Source organism: Streptomyces sp. NRRL B-24085, assembly GCF_001282115.1.
In the GTDB taxonomy this organism is placed as follows: domain Bacteria; phylum Actinomycetota; class Actinomycetes; order Streptomycetales; family Streptomycetaceae; genus Streptomyces.
This window is the reverse complement of record NZ_LJBR01000478.1, coordinates 1-3,277: the sequence shown is the minus strand read 5'-3', so window position 1 is coordinate 3,277 and position 3,277 is coordinate 1. Positions and strand designations below refer to the sequence as shown.

The 3,277-nt window shown below is 72.7% G+C and carries 4 protein-coding genes; 3 read left to right on the top strand and 1 reads right to left on the bottom strand.

Going from position 1 to position 3,277, the window contains the following annotated elements; all coding sequences use genetic code 11:
* The first annotated feature begins 16 nt into the window (after positions 1-16).
* Genes AOJ26_RS37260 through AOJ26_RS37250 form a run of 3 tightly spaced genes read left to right on the top strand, consistent with a single transcriptional unit; the run spans position 17 to position 2,119 of the window.
* Positions 17-826, top strand: coding sequence for an SDR family oxidoreductase (locus AOJ26_RS37260; protein WP_053852782.1), 810 nt, complete (start codon positions 17-19; stop codon positions 824-826).
* Positions 823-1,839, top strand: a complete 1,017-nt coding sequence (locus AOJ26_RS37255; protein ID WP_053852783.1) for a DNA topoisomerase IB — start codon at positions 823-825, stop codon at positions 1,837-1,839. Before AOJ26_RS37260 ends, AOJ26_RS37255 begins: the two co-directional genes overlap by 4 nt.
* 43 nt (positions 1,840-1,882) lie before the next feature.
* Complete coding sequence (locus tag AOJ26_RS37250; RefSeq protein WP_053852781.1) at positions 1,883-2,119, top strand: hypothetical protein; 237 nt, start codon at positions 1,883-1,885, stop codon at positions 2,117-2,119.
* A 9-nt stretch (positions 2,120-2,128) separates the two neighbouring features.
* On the opposite strand, the gene AOJ26_RS37245 is transcribed toward AOJ26_RS37250, so the two are convergent.
* A partial coding sequence (locus AOJ26_RS37245) for a glycoside hydrolase family 16 protein (RefSeq protein WP_053852780.1) occupies positions 2,129-3,277 on the bottom strand: 1,149 nt, incomplete at its 5' end.

Below are 3,277 nucleotides of genomic sequence, written 5' to 3'. Positions count from 1 at the left end.
CCACGAGGAGGCCGACATGTCCGCCCCCACCGCACCGCCCAGCAAGGTGGCCGTGATCACCGGCGCCGACTCCGGCATCGGCCGGGCCACCGCCGTCCGCCTGGCCCGGGCGGGGATGGACATCGGCATCACCTGGCACAGCGACCTCGAGGGCGCGGAGGAGACCGCCGAGGAGGTCCGCGCCCTGGGACGGCGCGCGGCCGTGGCGCAGATGGACCTGACCCGGCTGCCCGCCGCCACCGGCACCGTCGACGAGCTGTGCGACCGGCTCGGACGCCTTGACGTCCTGGTCAACAACGCGGGCACCGGCACCATGACGCCGTTCCTGGACATCGGGCTCGACACGTTCCGCGAGGTCCTCGACGTCGACCTCGTCGGCCCCTTCCTGTGCGGACAGCGGGCCGCCCGGCACATGATCGCGCAGGGCGACGGCGGCCGGATCGTCAACGTGACCTCCGTGCACGAACACCAGCCCCGGGTCGGCGCGGCCCCGTACTGCGCGGCCAAGGGCGGCCTCGGACTGCTCACCCAGGTCATGGCCCTGGAGCTCGCCGAGCACGGCATCACCGTCAACGCGGTCGCACCCGGTGAGATCGCCACCCCGATGACGGGCCAGGAGGACACCGACGTCCGCACCGAGGAGCGCCCCGGCGTCCCGCTGGGCCGCCCGGGTGACGCCCGCGAGGTCGCCGCGGTGATCGCCTTCCTGGCCGGTCCCGAGGCCACGTACGTCACCGGCGCGTCCTGGAGCGTCGACGGCGGGATGCTGAGGATGGGGCCGCAGGCGGGCTCGCGCCTGGAGAACGACGAGTGGAGGCGCCCTTGAGACTGCGGACCAGTTCCTGCGACCGCCCCGGCTTCACCCGCGTCCGTTGTGGCCGGGGCTTCCGCTACCGCGACGCGGAGGGCCGGCCGGTCACCGACCCGGACGCGCTCGCCCGCATCCGCGCGCTGACCATCCCGCCCGCCTGGCGCGAGGTGTGGATCTGCCCCTGGCCCAACGGCCACCTCCAGGCCGTGGGCACCGACGACGCCGGACGCCGCCAGTACCTGTACCACGAGCGGTTCCGTGAGCAGCAGGACCAGGCCAAGCACGAGCACGTGCGGGAGGTGGCCCGGGCGCTGCCCGCGCTGCGCAAGCGGGTCGCCGAGGACCTCGCGGGCCGGGGGCTGAGCCGCACCCGGGTCACGGCCTGCGCGGTGCGCCTGCTCGACCTCGGCTTCTTCCGGATCGGCAGCGACCGGCACACCGCCCGGATGGAGACCTACGGCCTGACGACCATGCTCCGCGAGCACGTCACCTGCGGTCGTGAGGAGCTCACGTTCGCCTATCCGGCCAAGGGCGGCATCGATCTGGTCCGCGCCCTCGTGGACGAGGACGCCCTGGCCGTCGTACGCGCGCTCAAGCGCCGCAGGCGGGGCGGGGACCGGCTGCTGGCGTTCTGGGAGCGGGGTGCCTGGCACGACCTGCACGGCGCCGACCTGAACGAGGCGCTGCGCAGGCTGTCCGGCACCGACGTCTCCGCCAAGGACTTCCGCACCTGGCACGCCACGGTCCTGGCCGCCGTCGCCCTCGCCGTCACCGCCGAGGACGGCCGGGCCACCGAGACGGCCCGGCGCCGGCAGATGGCCCGGACCGTGCGCGAGGTCAGCCACTACCTGGGCAACACGCCGGCGGTGTGCCGGGCCTCGTACATCGACCCGCGGGTCTTCGAGCTGTTCGAGCAGGGGAGGACCGTCGCCCCCGTGCTCACCCGACTGGGCGAGCACGGGGACTTCGGACGGCCGGCCACCCAGGGAGCGGTGGAGGCGGCTGTCCTCGACCTGCTGGGCGGATGACGTCCGCCTCTCCCTCCCGCGGGATGCGTTCTACGCTCGTTCCATGACCGAAATCGCGAGCCCGCACATCGGCAAGCCGCGGATCATGGTGCTCGGGGTCCAGCCGACCACGCCGCCGTTCCGCATCGTCGAGATCGACGGGGAGGTGGTCGGCGAGGCGAGGACCGTGACCGACGTGCTGGAGGCGGCCGCCGCCTTCGGCATCACCGTCCACGACCTGGACGATCCGGACGTGGTGCGCTGGGTGGGCGGCGACAAGTTCACCTGGACCCGGCACTGACCGACCGGCTCAGCCGACCGTCCACTTCTGGTTGGCGGCGCCCGTGCAGGTCCACAGCTGGAGCCGGGTGCCGTTGGCCGAGTTGTTGCCGGTCACGTCGAGGCACTTGTTCGCCTGCTGGTTGACGATGTCGCGTGCGCCCGTGACGGTCCACCGCTGGGCCCCGGTGCCGTTGCAGTCGTAGAGCTGTGCCGACGTGCCGTCCGCGGTGCCGCCGCCCGTCGCGTCCAGGCACTTGCCGAGCGCGCGGATCGTGCCGTCGGAGCCGACGGTCCACTGCTGGGCGGCGGTGCCGTTGCAGTCGTAGAGCTGTACGGCGGTCCCGTTCGCCGGGTTGGCCCCGGCCACGTCCACGCACTTGCCGGCCAGGCCCCGGATCGCCGAGCCGGTGGCCGTGTCGCCGGTGGTGACCGAGACGTGGTCCACGACGAGCTGCTGCGGGAAGACCGTGGAGCCGTCCGGATCGCCGGGCCAGTAGCCGCCGACCGCGAGGTTCAGGATCAGGAAGAAGGGCTTGTTGAACACCCAGGTGCGGCCGCCCAGGTCGGCGGGGGTGCGCCGCTGGTAGACGGTGCCGTCCACGGACCAGGTGATGGAGTCGGGCGCCCAGTCGACGGCGAAGGTGTGGAAGGCGTCCGCGAAGGCCTGCCCGTTCGGCAGGGTGTAGCCGGCGCCTATGCCGCCCGAGCCGGAGTAGCCGGGACCGTGGATCGTGCCGTGCACGGTGGCGGGCTCGAAGCCGACGTTCTCCATGATGTCGATCTCGCCCGAGTCGGGCCAGTTGACCGGGGTGCCGAGCATCCAGAACGCCGGCCACATGCCCTGTCCGCGCGGGATCTTCATCCGTGCCTCGACGTGCCCGTACTGGGCGGTGAACTTCCCGGAGGTGTTGAGCCGGGCCGAGGTGTACTGGCAGGTGCCGTACCAGCACTGGTAGTTGGCCGGGTTCTCCTTCCGCGCGGTGATGACCAGGTGGCCCTGGCCGTCGAGGGCGGCGTTCTTGTTGCCCGACGTGTAGTACTGCCGCTCGTGGTTGTTGACGTTGTCGCCGGTCTCGATCTGCCACTTCGAGGAGTCGACCGCGGCTCCCGCCGGTCCGTCGAAGGTGTCGGAGAAGGTCACCGCCGCCGCGGCGGCGGCAGCGGTGGGGGCGGCGGG